We start from the raw sequence: 21,923 nt of genomic DNA on the forward strand, positions 1-21,923 counted from the left end.
AGGCGCATGGAAGAATCGACGTATGCAGTCTTTTTCCGCCAGCCCCGACAGTCTGAGCGGACCCCTGACCCTCCTTGACGACGAAGGGACGAGCTGGATTCTTCATCGCAAGCGGCTTGACCTGCGCATCGTCCGTCGGCTGGTCAAGGACGCCACCACACTTGTCTTCTGGGGAGACATGGGCGGTATGAGCCCCCGGCTCACGACGGCGGCCGAACGTCCCCTGCTCTGGGACCGGATCAAAGACGAGTACATGGGCCCCGGCGGAACATGGTCGACCGGCCGCTACCTGGCTCACGAGTTCCGCGCCGAGCCGGGACACCGCATGCTCTACGTCGAGGACCACTGCTGAGCTCCGCGCGCGGCGATTGAGTCGGAACCCGTTTCCGCGAACGGAGTCATCGACAACAGCAGTAGGAAGCTGGGACATCACTGCTCCCGAGCCTCACCTCTTCAGTGACCAGCGGTTACTCAGTAAACCCGGCCCGCTCCCCCGGTAGAATCGGAGCCATGCCCTCCCCCGTGAACGCCACGACCGGCGAAGGCGCGGCTCCGGGCGCGCCGCGGTGGCCGGGGTGGTCGACGCACGACGAATTCCTCGCGGTGCCGGGTGACGCGGCCCGCGCCTCGCGCCCGCACCGGCGCAATCCCCAGGCCCTCGAACCCGGCGACGGCGAACCGAGGTTCGGCCTCTTCCCCGACGTCCTCCCGCGCGGCCTGCCCGCGACGGAACCGACGACCCCCCGCCCGTAACCGATGCCCGCCACGTCGAAGCGCCTGGTCTGGTACGTGTCGTACGGCTCCAACATGTCGCTGGCGCGCCTGCGTTGCTACCTGACGGGCGGCACGGCCCAGGACACCGCGGACGGCGGCGGGCGTACGTATCCCGGTTGCCGCGACCCGCGGATGCCGGAGCGCTCAGTGGGGATCGAGCTGCCGGGGACGGTGTACTTCGCCACCTGGTCGCCGGTCTGGCACGGCGGACGCGCCTTCTACGACCCGCTGGCCCCCGGTCGCGCCTGGGCCCGCGCCCACCTCCTGACCCTCGGTCAGTTCTCGGACATCGCCGCCCAGGAGATGTACGCCGCCCCCGGCCACGACCTCGACCTCACCCGGGTCCTCGCCGAGGGCCGCGACCGCCTCGGCCCCGGCCGCTACGAAACCCTCCTCCACCTCGGCGACCTCGAAACCCACCCCCTCCTCACCTTCACCGCCCCCTGGCACGCCCCCGACGCCCGGTCGGTCCCCCCGTCCCCCGCCTACCTCGCCCACCTCGCCGCGGGCCTCCGCGAAGCCCACACCTGGCCCCCCGAAGCGATCACGACCTACCTCGCGGGCCTCACGTCGCGGAGTACGGCTCGATGAGCGGTCGCGGATCACGTACTCCGCGAACGATCTCCTCCGGCACCCCGGGGCCCTGTGCGTAGTAGCGCCCCTGCGCTTCACCGTGGGCCGACAGCCATCCCGCCCTGACGAGTTCACGGATGTCACGTTGGGCCTGCTGCTCGCTCAACTCCGCGTCCGCCTGGTACGTCGCCCGCCGGACCCGGTTTCCCATCAGGGCCGGGTACAGGGCGTACAGCGTGCGCTCGGGCAGCCCTTGTCGCTCGACGGCCTCCTCAAGCGCGGACCACACCGTGCGGGTGGTCTCGACCTGCCGCTGTACGGCCTGGGCCTGTTGATGGTGGGCGCGCAGGCAGAACCGGACCCAGGCGCGGGTGTCCCGGTCCGGCGTCCAGACCGGGCCGCCGACCTCCGCCAGTACGTCGTAGTAGCGATAGGTGTTGCGGGCCCGGCCCAGCCACTCCTCAATACTGGAGAACTCCGGCGCGACGATCCCTTCCCGCGCCAGGACCAAGGTCTGGAGCGCGCGGGACATCCGGCCGTTTCCGTCCGCCCAGGGGTGGATCGCGACGAGATTGAGGTGCGCCATCGCGGCTCGCACCAGAGCGGGTGCTTCCAGGTCGCCCTCGTTGAGCCAGACGACCAGTTCCGCGATGAGATCCGGCACCGAGTCGGCGTCAGGCGCGGTGTAGGCCGCGATGGTCGGGTCCTCGGGTGAGGTCACGTACACCGCACCGGACCTCCACCAGCCCGGACGTTTGAGCAGGTGGTGGCCTTGCATCATGAAGTGCAGACCGTTGAGCAGACCCTTGCCGTAGGCGAAGTCCGGCCCGGCGTCCGTCAGTCGCTGGATGTACGTCATGGCCTGCCGGTAGCCCTCGATCTCGGCGGAGACCGTCTGGTCGGCCTCGATCGGCGCCTCGCCGAGCATGATGTCTTCGACATCGGCGACGCTCGCCGCGTATCCCTCGATCGTGTTCGAGCCGGCGATCGCCCGCGCTGTCAGATTGCGGCGGAGCTGCCCCTCCCAACGGCGCGGCGTCCGCAGGTGGAGCCGGAGGCGGTCGCGCATCCCCTCGATCTCACCGAGGACCCGCTCATCCACGTCGTCCAGGCCAGGCGTTTCATACAACATGACGCAATGACACCATCATCCCGTCAATACGTCAAACCGTCCCTCAACACGACCTACCTCGCGGGGCTGGCCGGGGTGGCCTGATCTCGTCGCGCGGGGGGCGGCCGGGGCGGGCGGGGGCGTTCCCCTTGGGGGGCGGACTCCGTACGTTCGTACGGAGTCGGGGTCGCGTTCACCGAAGGGCGGATCGACGAAGACGGCGCGACGGTCGGTGTGTCCTGATATGTCTGGTGTGGGCGGCACGAGAGCGAAGGTGGGATCGGGAGCATGGACCTGGCTGAGCGGACGAGAAGCCGAGGGCGGGTCCGGCGCGGACACGTACACCAGGGACACGCACACCAGGGGTACGCGCACCGCGGACACGCCCACCGGGGGCGGATCGCGCTGGCCGCGACGGCCCTGACCGCCGCCGCCGTGCTGGCCGTGGCGCCGGGGGCGTCCGGCGCTCCGGGACCCGAGGCCGCGACGGCCACGCCGGTCAAACACGTCGTGGTCATCTTCGACGAGAACGTCTCCTTCGACCACTACTTCGGTACGTATCCGAAGGCCGCGAACACCGACGGCACGCGCTTCACTGCCGCCCCCGGCACCCCGGCCCCGGTGAATCTGCTCAGCGACGGCTCCCGGCTGCTGACGCACAACCCGAACCAGTACCAGCCGCGCCGCCTGAGCCCGTCGCAGGCGCTCACCTGCGACCAGAACCACAGCTACACGCCCGAGCAGCAGGCGTACGACGGCGGCGCGATGGACCAATTCGTGCAGCACACGAGCAGCGACAAGTGCTCGGGCCTGTACGGGAGTCCGGGCCTGACGATGGACTACTTCGACGGGAACACCGTCACCGCGCTGTGGAACTACGCCCAGAACTACACGCTGGGCGACAACAGCTTCGGCGACGTCTTCGGCCCCTCCACGCCCGGCGCGCTCGGCCTGGTCTCCGGGCAGACGCACGGCGGCGTCTCGATCGACCCGAAGACCGGCGAGCAGGTCCCGGTGGAGCGGTCCACGACCGTACGCAGCCCCGACCCCACGACCGGGGTCGGCACGGTCGTCACCGACCCGGACCCGGCGTACGACGACTGCTCGGACAACAACCACACCGCGAGCGGCCAGCTCACCGCGATGCGCGGCCGCAACGTCGGGGACCTGCTCAACGACAAGGGCGTGAGCTGGGGCTGGTTCCAGGGCGGCTTCGCGCCGACGTCCTCGCCGGGCGGCACGGCGGTCTGCGGCGCGACCCACGCCAATGTCGGCGGCAACGCGTCGGTGGACTACTCGCCGCACCACGAGCCGTTCCAGTACTACGAGTCGACGGCGAATCCGCACCACCTGCCGCCGACGTCCGCCGCGATGATCGGCCGCCAGGACCGGGCCAACCACCAGTACGACCTGACCGACTTCGACACGGCGCTCGCGGCCGGGAATCTGCCCGCGGTGTCGTTCCTGAAGGCGGCCGAGTACCAGGACGGGCACGCGGGCTACTCCGACCCGCTGGACGAGCAGCACTTCCTGGTCCGCGAGATCAACGCGGTCCAGCGGTCGCCGCAGTGGGCGAGCACGGCGGTGATCGTGGCGTACGACGACTCCGACGGCTGGTACGACCAGGTCGCCGCCGCGATCACCAACGGCTCCACCGACGCGGGCGCGGACACCGCGATGTGCGCCGACGGCCCGCCCGCGGCAGGCGGCTACCTCGACCGCTGCGGTCCGGGACCCCGGCTGCCGCTGCTGGTCGTGTCCCCTTACACCCGGCGCGATCACGTCGAGCACGCGCTGACCACCCAGTCGTCCGTCCTGCGCTTCATCGAGGACAACTGGGGTACGGGCCGGATCGGCGACGGCTCCTTCGACGCGACCGCGCACCCGCTCGACCCGATGTTCGACTTCGCCCGGCCCCAGCAGCGCGCGGTGCTGCTGAGCGCGGACGGCTCGGTCGCGAAGACCGTGCCGGTACGAGTGGCGCCCGGCCGCAGGACCCCGCTCCCGGAAGGCGCGTCGGGCGGTACGGCGAGCGGTACGACCACGGGTACCAGTAGCGGTACGACCACGGGTACCAGCAGCGGTACGACCACGGGTACGAGCAGCGGTACCAGCAGCGGTACGAGCAGGGGCGCGGCGTCGGCCGCGGACGCCACGACGGCGGGACCGGGTACGGGCGCGCCCACCGCCTCGGGGCGGGACGCCCGGCTGACCGGCACGGAGATCGCCGGCGGGTCCGCCCTGGTGGTGCTGCTGGCGGCGGCGGGCGGCACATGGCTGCTGCTGCTCCGGCGCCGCAGGACGTGACGGTCGGCGGCCGGAAACAAAGCGACGGCAAAGCGAGGTCAAGGGGCGGTAAGCAGCGGCAAGCGGCAGCAAGCGGTGCCGACAGGCCGATCCCACGCTCCGGACCTGCCGCAAACCCGAGCCCGACCTTCATCTTCTAAGAGGATGATTGGGACAACAGGCCGTCTGATTACGCCATCTGATGGATAGACTTCCGTGATTGCACACTTGTGACCGTCGGTGCGGGCTGCGGGCTGGGGAGGGCAAAGGCGCATGGCGCAGGCGAAGAAGATCACCATGTACGTACTGGTGATCTTCATCCTCTACACGATCATCAATCAGCCGGCCCGAGCCGCTGATCTCGTCCAGGTAGGCTTCCAGGGCATATCGAACGCCGCGAAGAGCATCGGGAAGTTCATGCACGACCTGGCCAACTGACCAGCGGGCCGTCCCGGCCGCTCCGGCGGCGCACCACCAGTACCCAGCGGCACGCGGCGGCATGCCGGCGGCGAGGGAGTCCCATGATCCGGCATCTGGTCCTGTTCAGGCTCAACGAGGGCGTGCGGCAGGAAGAACCGCGTGTCCAGGCGGGCGCGCGGGCCTTCGCCGAGCTCGGCGAGAAGGTGCCGGAAACGCTCTCCTGGGAGTGCGGCTGGAACATCACGGACCGCCCGATCGCCTACGACTTCGCCATCAACTCCACCGTCGCGGACGCGGCGGCGCTGACGGCGTATCTCGAACACCCGGAGCACCGGGCGGCCGTCGCGCTCTGGTCGGAGTTCGCCACCTGGGTGATCGCGGACCTGGAGATCTGACCTCCCGGCCGAGCGCACGACGAGCGTTCACGCGCCCCCCGCCGACCCGCGGGGGGCGTTTTCGCGCCCTTTGAGCCCCCTCGCGCGCCACCTCCGCGCACCCTTCGCTCCGGATTCACACCGCCGGACGGGGGACTTCCGGGCCGCCGGTTCGTACAACACGGCAATATGCGGTGCTTGCACAAAGCGGACATGAATTGTGATGCTATGACCGCTTTTGCCGGATGAGTGGACCGATAAGGGGTGTGGTGTGCCGGTGTCGGCCCATACGGCGTCAACAACGTATCCCCGAGGCAGAACCCGTACGCCCAGTGCCAACGCGGCGGACGCGAGAGCGCTCACCCAGGTGCTCTTCGAGCAGATCACCAAGCTGGAGCCCGGCACCCCCGAGCACGCACGGGTGCGGGCCGCGCTGATCGAGGTGAATCTGCCGCTGGTGCGCTACGCGGCGGCCCGCTTCAGGAGCCGCAACGAACCGATGGAGGACGTGGTCCAGGTCGGCACGATCGGCCTGATCAACGCGATCGACCGGTTCGACCCGGAGCGCGGCGTGCAGTTCCCGACCTTCGCGATGCCGACCGTCGTCGGCGAGATCAAACGTTACTTCAGGGACAACGTGCGGACCGTGCACGTGCCGCGTCGCCTGCACGAGCTGTGGGTCCAGGTGAGCGGCGCGATCGAGGACCTGACCGTGCTGCACGGCAGGTCGCCGACGACGGCCGAGATCGCCGAGCGGCTCAAGCTCGCCGAGGAGGAGGTGCTGGCGTGCCTGGAGGCGGGCCGCGCCTACCACGCGACCTCACTGGAGGCGGCGCAGGAGGGCGACGGGGCGCCGGGGCTGCTCGACCGGCTCGGCTACGAGGACCCGGCGCTGTCAGGGGTCGAGCACCGCGACCTCGTCCGCCATCTTCTGGTCCAGCTTCCCGAGCGGGAGCGGCGAATCCTGCTGCTCCGCTACTTCGGCAACCTGACGCAGTCCCAGATCAGTGCGGAACTGGGGGTTTCGCAGATGCACGTGTCCCGTCTGCTGTCCCGGAGCTTCGCGCGGCTGAGGTCCGCAAACCAGCTCGAAGCGTAGCTGAAGAGGATTAAGTCACCTGCACGGATATGTCGACATGGCGCTACAGCGTGTTGCCGACATGTGACATTCTGCGGGTACCGCGTTTGTCGCGAGCCGGCCTCCGGTATTCCAGTGGAGGAACAACCGTCGCTCGCGACACCCGTCCGCGACCTCAAGGGGGTGGCATGTCCGTACAGGTGGGCAGTCCCAAGGTGCTCAAGCCCGACACGGCGACCGCACCGCACGATGCTCTTCACGGCGAGGCCATCGACACCCGCACGCTGTCCCGATCGCTGTTCCTGCGCCTCGCGGAACTGCCGGTGGACAGCCCGGAACGCACCTATGTACGTGACACGCTCATCGAGCTGAATCTGCCACTCGTGCGGTATGCAGCCGCTCGCTTCCGCAGTCGGAACGAGCCGATGGAGGACATCGTCCAGGTCGGCACGATCGGCCTGATCAAGGCGATCGACCGCTTCGACTGCGAGCGCGGGGTGGAGTTCCCGACCTTCGCGATGCCGACGATCGTCGGTGAGGTGAAGCGATTCTTCCGCGACACCTCCTGGTCGGTCCGGGTCCCGCGCCGCCTCCAGGAACTGCGGCTGGCGCTCACCAAGGCCAGCGACGACCTCTCCCAGAAGCTGGACAGGTCGCCGACGGTCGCCGAACTGGCGGTCTGCCTCGGGGTGTCGGAGGAGGACGTCGTCGACGGCCTCGCGGTGGGCAACGCGTACACCGCCAGCTCGCTGGACTCCCCGCCGCCCGAGGACGACGGCGGCGAGGGCACCCTCGCGGACCGCCTCGGCTACGAGGACACCGCGCTCGAAGGCGTCGAGTACCGCGAGTCGCTCAAGCCGCTGCTGGCCCAACTGCCGCCGCGCGAACGGCAGATCATTATGCTGCGGTTCTTCGCGAACATGACGCAGTCGCAGATCGGCGAGGAGGTCGGCATCTCCCAGATGCACGTCTCCCGGCTGCTCACCCGCACCCTCGCACAGCTCCGTGACGGCCTCACCGCAGAGGCATGAGGTGGCACTGACGGGGTGATGACGACCTGACACCCCGTCAGTAAACTGACGTGATGGTCGCGTTGGTCTCGTACGTCGCGTTGAGGAAGACCCAAGCACTGCTGCGCACCACGGCTCCGGCGCTCGCCGCGCTGGGCCTGCTCGTCATGGCCACCGGCTGCGCGGGCGGCGGCACCACCGGCCATGTCGCGATCGGCGGCGTCGGCCCCTCCCCGAGCGCTCCCCACGACGTCCCCCCGGACGGCGACGTGGTCCTGGTCCCGCTCGACGGCCCGGCCCCCGGCGCCGCGAAGCCGTCCCGTACGCCCTCGGGCACGGACACCGGCACGGGGCCGCGTACACCCTCCTCCGGAGCGCCCCGGACACCCTCCTCGCCCCACGGGACCCCCACGACCCCCGGCGGACCGGCCAGCGGCTCGACGGCCCAAGCGGGCGGCGGCACGGACTCCGGTACGGGACCGGGCTCGGCTACGGGCGGCGGCACGGGTTCAGGGGGTACGAGTTCAGGCGGTACGGGACCGGGCGGTACGGGCTCGGGCGGCGGGTCCGGCGGGGCCGGCGGGTCCGGCGGGTCCGGCGGGGCCACGACGGCGCCGCCGACGGCCGCGCGGCTGACCGTGAGCGCGCCCACGCGTACGGCGGACGCGGACCGCTGGTGCGAGAAGGTCGCCGTCACCTTCACCAACGCCGGGGGTCTGCCGGTGACGGCGGGCACGGTCACCTTCGGCACCCACATCATCGGCGGGCTCGGCATCGACTGGGCAACCGTGGAGACGGCGAAGCCCGTGCCGGTGCCGCTGGCGGGCGGGGCGTCGCGCACCGCCTCCTGGGACCTGTGCGTGGACGCCTGGCGGGTGCCGCTGGGCATGCACATCGAGACCAGGGACGTCACGCTGTCCTGACCGGCGCCGTCCTGACGCCGACCCGGTCCCGGCCTGTCCCCCGATCCGCCCGTGGACCCAAGGACAGCCCCGACAACGGACCCGTCAAGACCCGTCCACGGACCTGCCCACCGACCTGCCTGCCGACCTGTCCACGGACATCCGTGGCGATATGCCCCCGTTGGCACATCCTGCTGCGTAGGGACGGGCAGGCCGGGCGGTCAGCGCATCGCGAGCGCGACCACTCCGATGACCACGGCCACCGCCACGATCACACCGATCACCAGGCCGACCTTGCTGCGGCCCTGCGCCCGCTGCACCTCGGCGGCGGGCGGCTGCTCGTCGACGAAGGCACGGAACATCTGGGTGTTGCCGGCCGGGTCGTAGTTGTTCTCAGGGTTCGACATGCCGCCTGACCCTAGCGTCTCGACGGAAGGGCCCGCACCCCCGGCCCGCCCGGCGGCCACACGGCCTCCGGCCCGAGCCGTTCAGGCAACCCGGACACGTACCTCTTGGGCGGATACAGGCGTTTCCTTTGCTGAATCTTTGCCGCGATTCCGGGCAAAGAATTTGTCTGGCACAACCAACTACTTTACAGTTGCTTCAGGCAACCAAAGATCACAGCGGACTCACAGGCAGCTCCCGCAGCGGAAGGACAGGTGACCGTCGCATGGCGGACCGCGAGCAGTGCGTGGAACTCGCACACCAGCTCCGCACCACCTTCGTCGTCAGCCGCGAGATCGCCCGGGGGCTGCCGCCCGAGACCCCGCTCACGGCGGTCATGGTGCTCGGCGCCCTCGACCGCCACGGCGAGCTGCGGATGAGCAGGCTCGCCGAACTCCTCGACGTCGACATGTCCGTGACGAGCCGTCATGTCGCCTTCGGCGTCGAGCGCGGCTGGATCGACCGGGCCCCTGACCCGCTGGACCGCCGCTCACGGCTGCTGCGGCTCACCGAACACGGCACGCGGACACTGCGGTCCTCGTCCGACCGGGCCGCCGCCGTGGTCGCCGACCATCTGGCCGACTGGCCGGACGCCGACGTGGCCCGGCTCTCCGAACTGCTCGCCCGGCTGCGTGACAGCTTCGGCGACTGCCGCTCCGCCGCCTCGCGCGGCGGCGCCCACCACATATCGCGCGCCCAGACGGGCTGAAGAGGACTGAAGATGGCAACAACAACCCAGGCCGGCAAGCGGGACGGGCAGGCACCGGAACCGGGCCACGGCGGCCAGGAATCCGCGCCCATGTCGCACCGGCAGATCATGGAGGCGCTGTCCGGGCTGCTGCTCGGTCTGTTCGTGGCGATCCTGTCGTCCACGATCGTCTCCAACGCCCTGCCCCGCATACTCGCCGACATCGGCGGCGGGCAGAGCGCGTACACCTGGGTGGTCACCGCCTCGCTTCTCGCGGTCACCGCGACCACCCCGATCTGGGGCAAGCTCTCCGACCTGTTCAGCAAGAAGCTGCTGATCCAGCTCTCGCTGGTGATCTACGTGGTCGGCTCGATCGTGGCCGGCTTCTCCACCAACCCCGGCATGCTGATCGCCTGCCGCCTGGTCCAGGGCGTCGGCGCGGGCGGTCTGTCCGCGCTGTCGCAGGTGATCATGGCCGCGATGATCTCGCCCCGGGAGCGCGGCCGTTACAGCGGCTACCTCGGCGCGACCTTCGCCATCGCGACCGTCGGCGGCCCGCTGATCGGCGGTGTCATCGTCGACTCCACGCTCGGCTGGCGCTGGTGCTTCTACGTCGGTGTGCCGTTCGCCGTCGCCGCGCTGGTCGTGCTCCAGAAGACGCTGCACCTGCCGGTGGTCAAGCGGAAGGTGCGGATCGACTGGACCGGCGCCTTCCTGATCACCGCGGCCGTCTCGCTGCTGATGGTGTGGATCTCGCTCGCCGGCGAGAGCTACGCGTGGGTGTCCTGGCAGAGCTACGTGATGGTGCCGCTGTCCCTCGTGCTCGGCGCGCTGTTCGTCTACACCGAGACCCGCGCGGCCGAACCGATCGTCCCGCTGCGGCTGTTCCGCAACAAGACGATCACCCTCACCTCGATCGCGAGCCTCTTCGTCGGTATCGCGATGTTCGCCGGCACGGTCTTCCTGAGCCAGTACTTCCAGCTCGCCCGCGGCAAGACCCCGACGATGTCCGGCATCATGACGATCCCGCTGATCGGCGGCCTGTTCATCGCCTCGACCGTCTCCGGCCAGATCATCACCCGCACCGGCCGCTGGAAGGCGTTCCTGGTCTCCGGCGCGGTCCTGCTCACCGCGGGCTCCGCGACCCTCGGCCTGATCCGCAACGACACCCCGTACTGGGAAGTCGCCGTCTACATGGCCCTGTTGGGCCTCGGCGTCGGCATGATGATGCAGAATCTGGTGCTCGCCGTGCAGAACCAGGTCTCCGTCGCGGACCTCGGCTCGGCCAGCTCCCTGGTCACCTTCTTCCGCTCGCTGGGCGGCGCGGTCGGCGTCACCGCGCTCGGCGCGGTGCTCGGCAACCGCGTCACGCACTTCGTCACCACGGGCCTCGCCGACCACCACATCACCGGCGCCGGGACCGGCGGCGGCATCCCGGATGTCGAGCAACTGCCCGCCCCCGTCAGGGGGATCGTGGAGAGCGCGTACGGCCACGGCATCGGCGACGTCTTCCTGTACGCCGCGCCCTTCGCCCTGCTCTCCTTCCTGCTGGTGATCTTCGTCAAGGAGACCGCCCTGCGCACCCGCAGCGGTTTGCAGCAGGCTGAGGCGGGTACGGGCCGGGCGGCGGAAGTCGCCGTCGCGGAGCTGGCGGCGGCCGAGACCGGCGCGGCGGACATCGCCGCCACCCAGACGGGTACGCCCGAGGCGGAAGCCGTCCGGGACCGGTCGGGCGACCAGACCCGGTAACCGGGAGGGCCGGTCACCCGGCCCGCAGGAACTCCCGGCCGACTGTCCTGTTCCCACAGCGGAGAGGTCCAGGGCGGCGGACGGGACCGGGTCCCGGAGGACGGCCGGAGCAGGGGACGGCCGAGGCCGTCCACCGGGACCCAGCACGAAGGGCGTGCCGCCGGAGCCGATGTCACGGCACGGCGGCCCGCCCCCTCTCGTCGGACGCCGTTTCGGCGTACGGCCGAAGGCGCCTGCGGCCGCATCCGCGGGTGCCCGACATAGGGTGCTGGCATGGCTCCCAACATCGCCACGAATACGTCCGTCACGCTGGATGAGCTGCTGGAGTTCGTGCGCCCGCGGCACCGCGCGATCCTGCTCACCACCCGTTCCGACGGCCGCCCGCAGGCGTCCCCGCTCACCTGCGGGGTCGACGACTCCGGCCGGATCGTCGTGTCGACCTACCCCGAGCGGGCCAAGACGCGCAACGCCCGCCGCGATCCGCGCGCCTCGCTCGTGATCCTCTCCGACGAGTGGAACGGCCCCTGGGTGCAGGTCGACGGCACCGCCGAGGTCATCGACAGCCCCGAGTCCGTCGAGCCGCTGGTCGAGTACTTCCGCAACATCTCGGGCGAGCACCCCGACTGGGACGAGTACCGCTCCGCGATGGTGCGGCAGGGCAAGTCCCTGATCCGCGTCACCCCGGAGCGGTGGGGCCCCATCGCCACCGGCGGCTTCCCGGCCCGGCTGGCGTAGCGCGCACTCCCCGTCCCGTCGGGGGTTCCGACTCCCGCGCCCTGAGCGGTCGTTGCCCTCAGCCGCTCAGGGCGGCGGTCGGGTGGGTGCGGGCGGCGCGGATCGCCGGGTAGAGCCCGGCCACCGCGCCGATGAACAAGGTCGCGCCGACCGCGATCAGCAGGGTCACCGGCGGCACCGACAGCGGCCAGCCCTTGATGACGGCGAAGCCCGCCGTCACCGCGACGCCGAGGGCCGAGCCGAGGACGCCGCCGAGCGCCGAGAGCAGCAGGGCCTCCGCGAGGAACTGCGCCCGGATATGGCGGCGGGTGGCGCCCAGCGCGCGGCGCAGCCCGATCTCGCGGCGGCGTTCCAGCACGGAGATGATCATCGTGTTGGCCACGCCGATGCCGCCGACGAGGAGGGCCACGGAGCCGAGCCCGACGAGCAGCCCGGTGAACGCCTGGTCGGCGGCGTTCTTCGCGGCGAGCGCGTCGGAGGGCCTGGACACGGTGACCTCGTCGGGCGCCTGCGGGTTGACCGTACGGCCGAGGCGGGAGCGTACGGAGTCCACGGCCGCGTCCGCCGAGCGCTCGTACACCACGGTCGGGCTGCCGTCGTAGCCGAACTGCGAGCGCGCGACGGGGGTGCCGACCAGTGCGGAGGTGTCCAGCTCCGGGGCGAGCGGCACCGCTTCGAGGATGCCGACCACGGTGAAGTACCGGTCGCCCAGCCACACTTGGGAGCCGGGGGAGACAACTCCCAGCCGCTCGGCGGTCTTCGAGCCGAGGACGACGGCGGGGAACTTCGCGGTGGCGGCGTTGAGCCACGATCCGGCCGCGAGTCTGGCGCCCACGGTGCCGATCAGGCGGAGGTCGGCCGCGCGGGCGGTGATGCCGCCGGTGGCGTCCTTGTCGGACAAGTGGCTGCGGTACACCGGGACGCTGAGGTCGCCGTAGCCGCTGGTGCTCTCGACGCCGTCCAGGAGGCCGACCTTCGCGATCGTGTCCTGCGGCAGCTTCGTGTCCTGCCCGAAGAGGCTCTTGCCCGCCTGCGCGGTCAGCAGATTCGTACCGAGCTTGGCGAGTTGGGCGTTGAGCTTCGCCTGGCTCGACGCGGAGATGCCGACGACGGCGATCATGGCGGCGATGCCGATCGCGATGCCCAGCGCCGAGAGGAGCGCGCGGGCGGGACGGGTGCGCAGCCCGACCGTGCCGAGTCGCAGCAGGTCGCGGCCGAGCAGGCGCGAGCGGGGCGGCCTCCGGCCCGGACGCGGTGGAGAGGCCGCCGCCGTGGCCTGGGCGCTCACGCCGACGCCCTTTCGCCGGAGGCGACAGAGGACGCCCCTCGCGCCACTCCCCCGGAGGGCCCGCTGTCCCCAACGGCTCCCGCACCACCGGCCGCTCCGGCCGCTTTGGCAGCTCCGGCCGCTTTGGCAGCTCCGGCAGACACGGCCGCTTCGGCCGCTCCGGCAGGCCGGGGCGCTGTGGACGCCCCGGCCGGGCCCGAGTCCGACAGGACTCGTCCGTCGCGGATGGCGATCCGGCGGGGCAGGCGGGCGGCCAGCTCGGCGTCGTGAGTGATGACCAGGACGGTGGTGCCCTGGGCGTTGATCTCGTGCAGGAGCTCGACGACCCCCGCGCCGGAGGCCGAGTCGAGGTTGCCGGTCGGCTCGTCCGCGAGGAGCAGCGGCGGGTCGCCGACCACGGCGCGTGCGATGGCGACGCGCTGCCGCTCGCCGCCGGAGAGCTGGTTCGACTTGTGGTCGTGGCGGTGGGCGAGCCCGACGCGGTCGAGGACGGCCCGCGCGCGCTCGCGCCGCTCGGAGCGGGGGACGCCCGAATAGAGCAGCCCGTCGGCCACGTTGTCGAGCGCGGTGACGCCGTCGGCCAGGTGGAACTGCTGGAACACGAAGCCGATCCGGTGCGCGCGCAAGGCGGACAGGGCACGGTCGGAGAGGTCGTTCACATCCGCCCCTTCGATGGCGACCGAGCCCGCGGTGGGCCGGTCGAGGGTCCCGATCAGGTTGAGGAGGGTCGATTTGCCGGAGCCGCTGGGGCCGACGAGCGCGACCAGTTCGCCTTTCCGCACGGTCAGGCTCACTCCCGCGCACGCGAGTACCGGAGGCTCGCCGTAACCGCGCTCGACATCGCGCAGTACGACGATGCCAACGCTGTCGCCGCTGTCGCCGCTGTCGCCGCCGCCGAACTCGTCGCGGCCGCCGCTGAGTTCCCTGGTGTCGCTCACAGTCCCGGCACCACGACCCTCTGACCCTCGGCGACGCCGTCGCCGGAGATCTCCACCCGGCCGCCCGCGAACAGGCCGGTCCTCACGGGGACGCGCGTGGTCCTGCCGTCGGGTCCGACGACCTCGACCCCGAACCGGTCGCCGTCGAGGGCCTGGAGGGCGCCGACGGGTACGGACAGCACGTGCTCGCGCTTCGCCGAGGGGAAGTTGACGGTCACCGTCGCCTGCTGGAGCGCGCCCACCGCGGCGGGGTCGGCCAGCGAGACGACGACGGGGATCACCACGGCCTTGCCGGTGCCGCCCTCCTTCTCCGTGGGCACCCCGACACCGGTGATCGTGCCCTTCGTGGACGTGCCCGAGGGCAGGTCGATGGTCACCTTGCCGCCCACGACGGCCAGTTGCTGATCGGCGAGCTTGAGGTCGACGTCCACCTTCTTGTCGAGTCCCGTGATGCCGAGGACCGGCGCGCCCGCGCCGAGCCGGTCGCCGACGGACACCTTCACGGCGGCGACGCGTACGTCCCCCGGCACGAAGACGACGCGGCCGAGTTCGACGGTGCCGGTACGGCGCTGGCCCGTGGCCTTCTGCCAGGCGCGGACCGCCTCCGCGGTGCGCGCGGTGAACTTCTCGTCGGGTGCGAGGCCGAAGTACCCGAGCTTGGCGAGGCCGCGCTCCAACTGCCTGACGTCGGGCCCGTCGTCCATCCCGGCGCGGAAGGCGCGCCAGGCGGGAAGCGGCCCGCGGAAGAGGAACACCGGCACGTTGTCGACCGCGAAGAGCCGCTGGCCGAGCCTGATCCGCGTGCCGGTGGCGGGCAGTTGGGTGACCACGCCGTCCAGGCCGCCCGCGATGTCGCGCGCGACGGCGAAGGCGAGGGTGCCGGAGTTCTTGGTCGTACCGGTGAGCGTGCCGCGCTCGACCGGCGCGGTCTCGACGTGCGGGGTCTCCTTGGCGGTCGCGGGCGAGCGGTCACTGCCGTACGCGTAGATCCCGGCGGCGCCGCCGCCCCCGAGCAGGAGGACGACCGCGAGGGCGGCGCCGGTCACGGCGAAGCGTTTCCTAGCCATTGGGGCGCACGCCCCCCATGTCCGCGTTGCCGCCGCTCGCGCACTTGGCGACCACGTCCTTGGGCGCGTCCTGCGGGACGGTCAGGCCGATGACGCCCTTGCCGGGGTCGGGGACGTCCACGCCGTTGTCGCGGAAGCACTTGGCGCTCTTGAGCGCGTCCTCCTGCAACTGCTCGTCCGTCTTGTTCTCCATGCCGGGTACGGGCGGCGGGTCGCCGAGCGTCCCGCGGCACTTCGTACTGGCCTTCTCCAGCGCGGCCATCTCCGAGGCGTCCTGCGACTCGGTGACGGCGAGGCCGCCCTTGCCCGGGTCGGGGAAGTCGATGCCCTCGTCGCGCATGCACGTGGAGAAGGCGAGCTGCCAGTCCTCGAAGCTCTTCGTCTTGGCGGTGGGCTTGCCGGTGTCAGCCGTGCCTCCGCCGTCGGTGCCGCCGCCGCAGGCCCCGAGGAGCACGATCGTCAGCGGTACCGCGGCCACGGACCCGAGCAGGCGCCGGCGCTGCTTCGTAAGGAACATGGTGTCGTCCTTTCGGCGCGGCACCCCGTGGTGCCGCTCGTCCCGGACAGTCCATCGATCGCGCGGTTGCGAGGGAGTCAAGGGATTCTTTTAGCTTTTGATGACACCGCGCGCGGGCAGCGCGAAGGTCACGGTGAGCCCGCCGCCGGGGTTCGCGGCGATGCCGAGCGCCGCGTCGTGCACGTCGGCGACGGCGGCGACGATCGCCAGCCCGAGGCCGTGATGCCGCTGCCCGCCGGCGCGCCCCTCAGACCGCCCGGCCGTACGTCCCGTGCCGCGCACGAAGGGCTCGGTGAGGGAGGCGACGGTGCCTTCCGGCACCACGGGTCCGGTGTTGACCACGCGCACCTCGGCGCCGCCTTCCGGGGCCGGTCCCGTACGCACCTGGAGCGAGCCGCCCGCCACGTTGTGCCGCACCGCGTTCTGGAGGAGATTGGCGACCGCCCGGTGCAGGAGCACGGGATCGCCGACGGCCGCGGCGGGGCGGAGGTCGAGGCCGGCCCGGACGCCCGAGGCGTCGAGTTCGTCGTGCAGGTCGCGCAGCGCGTCCGCCGCGATCCGGGCGAGGTCGAGGCCGTCCCGGCGGACGCCGCGCGCGCCGATCTCGGCGAGGGTCAGCAGCGAGTCGACGGTCTCGATGTTGCGCCGGTTGGTCCGGTAGACGCGCTCGGCGACCTCGCGCAGTTCGGGGTAGCCGACCTCGGGATCGGGCTCGCGGTCGGCCAGCGCGACCTCCAGCATCGTCTGGTTGGCCGCCAGGGGCGTCCGCAGCTCGTGGGAGGCGTTGGCCGCGAACCTGCGGTGCGCCTGGAAGGAGCTGTCGAGCTTTTCGAGCATGTCGTCGAAGGTGTCCGCGAGGTCGTGCACCTCGTCCCCGGGGCCGCGCATGCCGATGCGGTGGTCGAGCGCGCCCGTCGCGGCGAGCTTCGCGGCCGAGTTGATCGCCGCCAGCGGGCGCAGCACCCGGCCCGCGACGACCCAGCCGATCACCGCGCCGATCACCGCGAGGACGACGAGCACGACGGCCGAGACGATCAGCAGCGTGTTGAGGATGTCGGAGGCGCTGCTCAGGTGCAGGGCCGAGGCCGTGTCGGCGTCACCGTTGGTGGGGCTGACCGGCGACGGGACGACCTTCACCCCCGGCACGGACATGCCCTCCTCCAGTTTCGACGGCAGGATCGCGTACGTCGGCACGTACCGCATGAAGACGTACACGGTGCCCAGCATCAGCGCGCCGGTGGCCGTCAGAAGGGTCGCGTAGGTGAGGGTCAGGCGGGCGCGCATCGTCATCCGCGGGCGCCAGGACAGCATGCCGAGGGGGGACGTCCTGTCGGTCACGGCCGGTCCCGGTCGGTCGCGTCGGGTACGGGGGCGCCGAAGCGGTAGCCGCTGCCGGGGACGGTCTGGATCACCCACGGCTTGCCGAGCTTCTTGCGGAGGTTGGAGATGGTCACGCGGATGGTGTTCGTGAACGGGTCGGCGTTCATGTCCCACGCCTTCTCCAGCAGCCGCTCGGCGCTGAGCACACCGCCGCCGGCCCGCATGAGCAGTTCGAGGACGGCGAATTCCTTGCGGCTGAGCCGTACCTGCCGTCCGTTCCTGCTCACCTCGCGGCGGTACGGGTCGAGGCCGACCCCGGCCGCCTCCAGGGACGGGGGCGCGGCGGGCTGATTGCGCCGCTCCAGGGCGCGCAGCCGCAGGACCAGCTCGGGGAAGTCGAACGGCTTCGCGACGTAGTCGTCCGCGCCCCGCTCGAAGCCGGTGACCTTGTCGTCGAGGGTCCGCGCCGCGGTGAGCATCAGCACGCGGGTACGGGGGTGGTCGGCGACGATCCGCGCGCAGACGTCGTCCCCGTGCGTGCCGGGGACATCGCGGTCGAGGACGACCACGTCGTAGTCGTTGACCGCGACGTGTTCGAGGGCGGTGTCGCCGTCGTGCACCACGTCGGCCGCGATGCTCTCCCGGCGCAGGCCGGTCTGGATCGCTTCGGCCAGGAACACCTCGTCCTCGACGATGAGCACCCGCATGGCTTCCTCGCTTCCGCCTGTTCCGCTGTTCCGTACGTCCTGGCGCGCTCACGCGTGCCGCGTACGGCACGCGTGCCGCGTACGGCGTGCGTGCCGCGTACGGCGTGCGTGGGGGTACGTCGTGGCCGTCGCAACCGTCGGGCCGGATTCAGCTAAACATGGGGGGGATTGCGAAGCCGTAAAGGAATGCGCCGCGGCGGCGCCCCCGGGTGTGCGGGGCGCCGCCGCGGCGCGGTCGGGGGACGAGAGCGTCAGGACGTGGGCGCGGTCAGGTCGTAGACCGTCGTGCCGCCCACGGTCTTGGCCGTGTAGTGGGCCTCGACCCAGGTGGTGATGGCGGACGCGGTACCGCTGCCGCCCATGCCACCGCCGCCGCCCTGGCCGCCGCCGAGGAAGTAGTGGATCTTCCCCGCGGCCACGTACTTCTGGAACTGGGCGAGGGTGGGCGACGGGTCGCTGCCGTTGAAGCCGCCGATGGACATCACCGGCTTTCCGGTGGCGAGCTGGTAGCTGGCCTGGTTCTGGGAGCCGATCGCGGCGGCGACCCAGGTGTAGTCGCCGGAGTCGGCGAGGAGCAGCTTCTTCATGGCGGAGCTGACCTGGGTGCCGTTGAGCAGGCCGCCCATGCCGCCGCCGTTGCCGCCGGGGGCGCCCGGGGCGCCGTCCTGGCCGGTGCGGCCGGTGCCGGGCATGGTCTGGCCGTTCTGGCCGGTCTGACCGTTCTGGCCGCCGCCGAAGGGGCCGCCCTGGCCGGTCTGCCCGTTCTGGCCGCCGGGCATGCCCTGCCCCTGACCTTGGCCCTGGCCCTGGCCCTGGCCGTTGGTGGGGCCGCCGCCCATGCCGGGCGGCATGCCGCCGCGGCCACCGCCACCGCCGCCGGGACGTCCGCCGCCGCCGAAGCCGCCCATGCCGCCCTGGACGGCGGGCCCCGCGGTCACGATGGAGCCGGAGTGACCGGTGTTCACGGTGTTGAGGGTGTACGCGACGGGCCCGCCGAGCGCCGCGGCGACGCCGACGAACGCGGCGATCACGCCGAGCCGGGCGGCGACCCGTACCCCGGGCATCGCACCCGCGAGCAGCCCCGCGGCGGCGACGAAACCGCCGATCAGGACCGCGCCGCGCAGCCACGGGAGCCAGTCGGAGGAACGGTCGAGGAGTACGTACGACCACACGCCGGTGCCCGCGACGGTCACGGCGAGCACGGCCGCGGCGGCGATGTGCGTGCGCCGGGCCCACAGCAGTGCCGTGCCCATGCCGACGACGGCGGCGATGTAGGGGGCGAGGGCGATGTTGTAGTACTGGTGGAAGATCCCGGACATGAAGCTGAAGGTCGCGAAGGTGATCAGCAGCGCGCCGCCCCACACCAGGAACGCCGCGCGGACGGTGTCGGTGCGCTTGGCGCGCCAGGTCAGCCACAGTCCCGCGGCGAGCAGGACGAAGGCCGCGGGCAGCAGCCAGGCGATCTGGCCGCCCATCTCGGAGTTGAAGAGCCGCCCGATGCCGGTCTCGCCCCACATCCCGCCACCGCCACCGCCGCCACCGCGGCCCCCGCCGCCTCCGCCGACGCTGCCGGTCTCGTTGCCGGTGATGCGGCCGAAGCCGTTGTAGCCGAAGGTCAGCGACAGGAAGCTGTTGTCCTGCGAGCCGCCGATGTACGGGCGGGACGACGTCGGCCACAACTCGACGATCGTCACCCACCAGCCGCCGGACACCACCATCGCACCGCCCGCGGCGAGGAGTTGGCCGATACGGCGGCGCGGCGTCGTCGGCGCGCAGACCGCGTAGACCAGTGCGAGCGGCGGCACGATCAGCCACGCCTGGAGGGTCTTGGTGAGGAAGGCGAAGCCGAGCGCGACGCCCGCGATCAGCAGCCACTTCGTCCGGGCGTCCTCCAGCGCGCGCAGCACGCCGTAGACGGCGACGACCATCAGCAACGCCAGCAGCGCGTCGGGGTTGTTGAAGCGGAACATCAGCGCCGCGACGGGGGTGAGCGCCAGGACGGCGCCCGCGATCAGGCCCGCGCCCGCGCTGAACCGGCGGCGTACGGCCGCGTAGAGCACGCCGACCGTGGCGACGCCCATCAGCGCCTCCGGCACGAGGATCTGCCAGGAGCCGAGGCCGAACAGCCGCACCGACAGGGCCATCGGCCACAGCGCGGCGGGCGGCTTGTCGACGGTGATGGAATTCGCGGCGTCGGAGGAGCCGAAGAAGAACGCCTTCCAGCTCTGGCTCCCGGCCTGGACGGCCGCGGAGTAGAAGGAGTTGGCGTATCCGGCGGCGCTCAGATTCCACAGGTAGAGGACCAGGGTGCCGAGCAGCAGCGCGAAGAACGCGGGGCGCACCCAGGCGGCGTCCTCCGCCCGGCCCCGCCAGGTCCGCCGCGCGAGCCCTCCCCGGTGCCCCGCTGGCCGCGGCGCCGGTTCCGCGACCGGATGCCCGAACACGTCCGTGTCCACTGTGGTGTTGCCCGGCGCGCTCATCGCGCCCTCCTCAAGTCGTCGCGGGGGGAAGGGGTTTCGTGGGCCGGGAGGTCGGCGGACCGGGCCTCGTACGAGACGGGGCCGGCCCCCGTGACCGTCTCACCGTCGCGGAAGGCCGCCGTGACCGTCTCACCGTCGCGGAAGGCCGCCGTGACCGTCTCACCGTCGCGGAAGGCCGCGCCGCCGGTCGCGCCCTCGGGGAAGACCCACGCCCGGAAGAGCAGGAATCTGAGCACCGTCGCCGCGAGGTTCGCCGCGATCAGGACGGCCAGCTCCGTGCCGTGGTCCGGGTGGGCGGTCGCCGCGTGCAGGGCGGCCAGTGAACCGCTGGTCAGGGCGAGGCCGATGGCGAAGACGACGAGGCCCTGCGCCTGGTGGCGTACGGCCTGGTCGCGCCCGCGTACGCCGAAGGTCAGCCGCCGGTTGGCGGCGGTGTTGCCGAAGGCGGAGAGCAACAGCGCCAGGGCGTTGGCCACTTGGGAGCCGGTGCCGAGCCGGAAGAGCGAGAAGAGCGCCAGGTAGACCAGCGTGCTGAGCACTCCGACGACGCAGAAGCCGACGAGCTGCCGCGCCAACCCGGCGGGCACGCCGGTGAGTTCGCGGTCGCGCGGGTCGTCCCCGAAGGGCCGCCGCAGCCGGTCGAGCGCCAACTGCCCGGTGGCCAGGGCCCGGCCGACCCGCCAGACGCCGCGCAGGTCGTCGGTGGCGGTGCGGACGAGGTCGACGCTGCTGTCCGGGTCGTCGACCCAGTCGACCGGCACCTCGTGGATGCGCAGGCCCGCGCGTTCGGCGAGCACCAGCATCTCGGTGTCGAAGAACCAGCCGGTGTCCTCGACCATCGGCAGCAGCCGCTGGGCGACATCGCCCCTGATGGCCTTGAATCCGCACTGCGCGTCGGAGAAGCGCGCGGCCAGCGAACCGCGCAGTATCAGGTTGTAGGCGCGGGAGATGAACTCCCGCTTCGCGCCGCGCACCACCCGCGAGGAGCGGGCGAGCCGCGAGCCGATCGCCAGGTCGGAGTGGCCGGAGATCAGCGGCGCGACCAGCGGGAGCAGCGCGTTGAGGTCGGTGGACAGATCCACGTCCATGTACGCCAGCACGGGCGCGTCGGAGGCGGACCACACCGTCCTCAACGCCCTTCCGCGGCCCTTCTGTTCGAGCCTGAAGGACTCGACCTCGGGGAGTTCCGCGGCCAGCGCCTTCGCCACCGCGGACGTCAGGTCCGTACTGGCGTTGTCGGCGACGGTGATCCGGAACGGGTAGGGGAAGGTGCCCGACAGATGCGCGTGCAGGCGGCGGACGCAGGGCTCCAGGTCGTTCTCCTCGTTGTACACGGGGATGACGACATCGAGGACCGGGGCCGCCTGGGCACCGGGCCCGGCCGGGTGTTCCGGAGCTGTGCCCGCGGCCGGCAGGTGCTGCCGGGCGGGCAGATTGCCGAGTTGGGTTCGCATGATCCGAC

The 21,923-nt window shown here is 71.6% G+C and carries 21 protein-coding genes and 1 pseudogene; 12 read left to right on the forward strand and 10 right to left on the reverse strand.

Annotated elements, in window-relative coordinates:
* The first annotated feature begins 22 nt into the window (after positions 1-22).
* The 3 genes from ACIP4Z_RS05415 (at position 23) to ACIP4Z_RS05425 (ending at position 1,365) form a co-directional block, all read left to right on the forward strand.
* A complete protein-coding gene (locus ACIP4Z_RS05415; protein ID WP_355336527.1) occupies positions 23-352 on the forward strand; it encodes a hypothetical protein in 330 nt (109 codons plus the stop codon).
* Positions 353-510: 158 nt separating this feature from the next.
* A complete protein-coding gene (locus tag ACIP4Z_RS05420) occupies positions 511-753 on the forward strand; it encodes a hypothetical protein (protein WP_401305264.1) in 243 nt (80 codons plus the stop codon).
* Positions 754-756: 3 nt separating this feature from the next.
* On the forward strand, positions 757-1,365 hold the full coding sequence (locus ACIP4Z_RS05425; RefSeq protein ID WP_401305266.1) for a histone deacetylase: 609 nt from the start codon (positions 757-759) through the stop codon (positions 1,363-1,365).
* Here the strand turns inward: ACIP4Z_RS05425 and ACIP4Z_RS05430 are convergent.
* Positions 1,340-2,479 carry a Fic family protein gene (locus ACIP4Z_RS05430; RefSeq protein WP_355336530.1) on the reverse strand — a complete coding sequence of 380 codons (1,140 nt, stop codon included), beginning with the start codon at positions 2,477-2,479 and terminating at the stop codon, positions 1,340-1,342. The two genes, ACIP4Z_RS05425 and ACIP4Z_RS05430, sit on opposite strands and share 26 nt — an antisense overlap.
* 267 nt (positions 2,480-2,746) lie before the next feature.
* On the opposite strand from ACIP4Z_RS05430, the gene ACIP4Z_RS05435 reads away from it, so the two are divergent.
* The 6 genes from ACIP4Z_RS05435 to ACIP4Z_RS05460 all read left to right on the forward strand — a co-directional run bounded on the left by ACIP4Z_RS05435 (position 2,747) and on the right by ACIP4Z_RS05460 (position 8,549).
* Positions 2,747-4,765 (forward strand): phospholipase C, encoded by a 2,019-nt coding sequence (locus tag ACIP4Z_RS05435; protein WP_401305268.1) that lies wholly within the window; start codon positions 2,747-2,749, stop codon positions 4,763-4,765.
* Positions 4,766-5,017: 252 nt separating this feature from the next.
* Positions 5,018-5,182 (forward strand): hypothetical protein, encoded by a 165-nt coding sequence (locus tag ACIP4Z_RS05440; RefSeq protein ID WP_188284483.1) that lies wholly within the window; start codon positions 5,018-5,020, stop codon positions 5,180-5,182.
* A gap of 83 nt (positions 5,183-5,265) precedes the next feature.
* Entirely contained in the window at positions 5,266-5,559 is a 294-nt protein-coding gene (locus tag ACIP4Z_RS05445; protein ID WP_401305270.1) for a Dabb family protein, read from the forward strand.
* A 256-nt stretch (positions 5,560-5,815) separates the two neighbouring features.
* A complete protein-coding gene (locus ACIP4Z_RS05450; RefSeq protein WP_391042301.1) occupies positions 5,816-6,637 on the forward strand; it encodes a SigB/SigF/SigG family RNA polymerase sigma factor in 822 nt (273 codons plus the stop codon).
* 167 nt (positions 6,638-6,804) lie between these two features.
* Positions 6,805-7,647, forward strand: a complete 843-nt coding sequence (locus tag ACIP4Z_RS05455) for an RNA polymerase sigma factor SigF (RefSeq protein ID WP_093712083.1) — start codon at positions 6,805-6,807, stop codon at positions 7,645-7,647.
* 53 nt (positions 7,648-7,700) lie between these two features.
* Positions 7,701-8,549, forward strand: coding sequence for a hypothetical protein (locus ACIP4Z_RS05460; RefSeq protein ID WP_401305273.1), 849 nt, complete (start codon positions 7,701-7,703; stop codon positions 8,547-8,549).
* 200 nt (positions 8,550-8,749) lie between these two features.
* Here ACIP4Z_RS05460 and ACIP4Z_RS05465 read toward each other — a convergent pair whose 3' ends face one another.
* Positions 8,750-8,935: a hypothetical protein gene (locus ACIP4Z_RS05465; protein ID WP_355336534.1), complete on the reverse strand. Its 186-nt coding sequence runs from the start codon at positions 8,933-8,935 to the stop codon at positions 8,750-8,752.
* Positions 8,936-9,198: 263 nt separating this feature from the next.
* Here ACIP4Z_RS05465 and ACIP4Z_RS05470 point away from each other — a divergent pair, with 263 nt between their 5' ends.
* The 3 genes and pseudogenes from ACIP4Z_RS05470 to ACIP4Z_RS05480 all read left to right on the forward strand — a co-directional run bounded on the left by ACIP4Z_RS05470 (position 9,199) and on the right by ACIP4Z_RS05480 (position 12,144).
* The gene (locus ACIP4Z_RS05470) at positions 9,199-9,681 is read left to right on the forward strand and encodes a MarR family winged helix-turn-helix transcriptional regulator (protein WP_355336535.1); all 483 of its coding nucleotides are present in this window, start codon (positions 9,199-9,201) and stop codon (positions 9,679-9,681) included.
* A gap of 12 nt (positions 9,682-9,693) precedes the next feature.
* Positions 9,694-11,379: pseudogene (locus ACIP4Z_RS05475) on the forward strand (MDR family MFS transporter); the annotation flags it as partial.
* Between the two features lie 303 nt (positions 11,380-11,682).
* Positions 11,683-12,144 carry a PPOX class F420-dependent oxidoreductase gene (locus tag ACIP4Z_RS05480; protein ID WP_355336536.1) on the forward strand — a complete coding sequence of 154 codons (462 nt, stop codon included), beginning with the start codon at positions 11,683-11,685 and terminating at the stop codon, positions 12,142-12,144.
* A gap of 58 nt (positions 12,145-12,202) precedes the next feature.
* Here ACIP4Z_RS05480 and ACIP4Z_RS05485 read toward each other — a convergent pair whose 3' ends face one another.
* From ACIP4Z_RS05485 to ACIP4Z_RS05520, 8 genes are all read right to left on the reverse strand, one after another.
* Entirely contained in the window at positions 12,203-13,432 is a 1,230-nt protein-coding gene (locus tag ACIP4Z_RS05485; RefSeq protein WP_391042295.1) for an FtsX-like permease family protein, read from the reverse strand.
* Entirely contained in the window at positions 13,429-14,370 is a 942-nt protein-coding gene (locus ACIP4Z_RS05490) for an ABC transporter ATP-binding protein (RefSeq protein ID WP_401305276.1), read from the reverse strand. The genes ACIP4Z_RS05485 and ACIP4Z_RS05490 overlap by 4 nt, the downstream gene beginning before the upstream one ends.
* Positions 14,367-15,437: an efflux RND transporter periplasmic adaptor subunit gene (locus tag ACIP4Z_RS05495; protein WP_401305278.1), complete on the reverse strand. Its 1,071-nt coding sequence runs from the start codon at positions 15,435-15,437 to the stop codon at positions 14,367-14,369. The genes ACIP4Z_RS05490 and ACIP4Z_RS05495 overlap by 4 nt, the downstream gene beginning before the upstream one ends.
* Positions 15,430-15,954, reverse strand: a complete 525-nt coding sequence (locus ACIP4Z_RS05500) for a hypothetical protein (RefSeq protein WP_401305280.1) — start codon at positions 15,952-15,954, stop codon at positions 15,430-15,432. Before ACIP4Z_RS05500 ends, ACIP4Z_RS05495 begins: the two co-directional genes overlap by 8 nt.
* Positions 15,955-16,044: 90 nt before the next feature.
* A complete protein-coding gene (locus ACIP4Z_RS05505) occupies positions 16,045-17,292 on the reverse strand; it encodes a HAMP domain-containing sensor histidine kinase (protein ID WP_355336539.1) in 1,248 nt (415 codons plus the stop codon).
* Complete coding sequence (locus ACIP4Z_RS05510; protein ID WP_355336540.1) at positions 17,289-17,981, reverse strand: response regulator transcription factor; 693 nt, start codon at positions 17,979-17,981, stop codon at positions 17,289-17,291. Before ACIP4Z_RS05510 ends, ACIP4Z_RS05505 begins: the two co-directional genes overlap by 4 nt.
* 251 nt (positions 17,982-18,232) lie before the next feature.
* Positions 18,233-20,461 carry an ArnT family glycosyltransferase gene (locus ACIP4Z_RS05515; protein WP_401305282.1) on the reverse strand — a complete coding sequence of 743 codons (2,229 nt, stop codon included), beginning with the start codon at positions 20,459-20,461 and terminating at the stop codon, positions 18,233-18,235.
* A complete protein-coding gene (locus tag ACIP4Z_RS05520; protein ID WP_401305284.1) occupies positions 20,458-21,915 on the reverse strand; it encodes a glycosyltransferase in 1,458 nt (485 codons plus the stop codon). The genes ACIP4Z_RS05515 and ACIP4Z_RS05520 overlap by 4 nt, the downstream gene beginning before the upstream one ends.
* Positions 21,916-21,923 lie beyond the last annotated feature (8 nt).

Source organism: Streptomyces sp. NPDC088910, from assembly GCF_044749865.1.
In the GTDB taxonomy this organism is placed as follows: domain Bacteria; phylum Actinomycetota; class Actinomycetes; order Streptomycetales; family Streptomycetaceae; genus Actinacidiphila.